The organism is Succinivibrio sp. (assembly GCF_045124615.1).
Taxonomy (GTDB): domain Bacteria; phylum Pseudomonadota; class Gammaproteobacteria; order Enterobacterales; family Succinivibrionaceae; genus Succinivibrio; species Succinivibrio faecicola.
The window spans coordinates 1-1,420 of sequence record NZ_JBGVMC010000167.1; the positions used below are offsets into that span (position 1 = coordinate 1).

At 33.9% G+C, this 1,420-nt stretch carries 1 protein-coding gene; it reads right to left on the bottom strand.

All coding sequences use genetic code 11. The features are described 5' to 3' along the window. Positions 1-402: 402 nt before the first annotated feature. Positions 403-1,420: C69 family dipeptidase (locus ACJML3_RS04435; RefSeq protein WP_406020960.1), on the bottom strand; the 1,018-nt coding region annotated here is incomplete at its 5' end.

Genomic DNA, 1,420 nt, shown 5'->3' on the forward strand with positions numbered 1-1,420 from the left:
AAGATAATTAAAAACGTGAACATTATCACACTGATTTTTTAAAGATCAAACAGTTCGCTTAAGGGGCTGTTTTATAATGGTCTAAAATTTTATTTCCGACCATTTACAAAAAAATCAAGTTAAGGTATGGTCTAAAATCAAAATCTTTTAGTGTCTTATCTGCAAATAAAAATCTGACTGAATAATCAGACAAATAAGTAGCTTTAATGATATGAAAATTTAACATTACAAATGAAATCCTTAAATTCTCTGAATTTTATCGCCATTTACAGCTAAATTCCATGCTTTCTCATGTCATCAGAAAAAGTGTTTATAAAAAAAATGTTATTGACAAAGGTCCAGACCACATCTGTAAAATGAATTGTACCTTACAGTACAATAAGTTAACTGTAAGTTGTAAAACTAAAGAGCTTGAGAATCAGTGTCCTTTTTGCTCTCAGGTATAGACTTGTCTTCACTCTTATCAGTCTTTGTATTATCAGACTTATTCATGTTATCTATTAAAGACTGAGCTTGTGCATTTTGTGTATCAGCATCAGTCTTTTCACTCTTATCTGTTGATAATTGAGTTTGTGAATTTTTTGTATCAGCCATCGTATTTTTGCTGTTTAACTTATTATCTTCAGTTGTTGTGCTCTTATCCTTTGACAGTCTGCCTTGAGCAGCATCAGAATTTAAGGCGATAAGCTCCTGCTCATCTTCAATTAAAGCTACATTCTTGTCATTAATTGCATTCTTTGCAATCAGATCTTCCATTTCAACGTTTGTGTTTTTGTAGCTGTTAATCTTTATATATTTTGGCTCATGACCCTTTGCATATTTTAAGTTTGCACCTGAATCTATATGTTCAACCATTTTTGATGGCAGTGCTTTCCAGACACTGAAACACTCATCTGCGTTATCAATAAGCATTTTATTGAATTCATCTTTTGAAAGATTTAATGAATCCTCAATTTTCTGCTTTGACTTAGCCTCAAGATCACCTGCAGTCTGTCTTACAATAGGAATTAAAGCAGAGTAGTATCCTCTTGTTAAGGTTCCAACCTCTGTTGCAGCCCAGTATGCCTTTGTAGGATCGTAATGTTTTCTGTCCACTCTTGAATAGCGTTTTGTTATTGGTGCAATAGGAAGTGGCACAAACACGCTTTGAGCAGGTGATGTAAGAGCAATCCACGATATAGGAGCTGGCAGTTTGTCGTTTACCTGATTTATCCAGATGTATGTGATACTTGTTACAGAGATAACTCTTTCCTTATTGTAAAGACCAAAACTGTAAGGGTGAGCAAACAGACCGCCAGTTTCTCCCTTTGAATAGTCAAATTCAGTATTATCATAGGTATCACGGTGGATCTTCATAAGATCGTCGACAGTCATCTTTTTATCTGGCTTTACAGAAAATGGATAAGCATATGTATCAAAT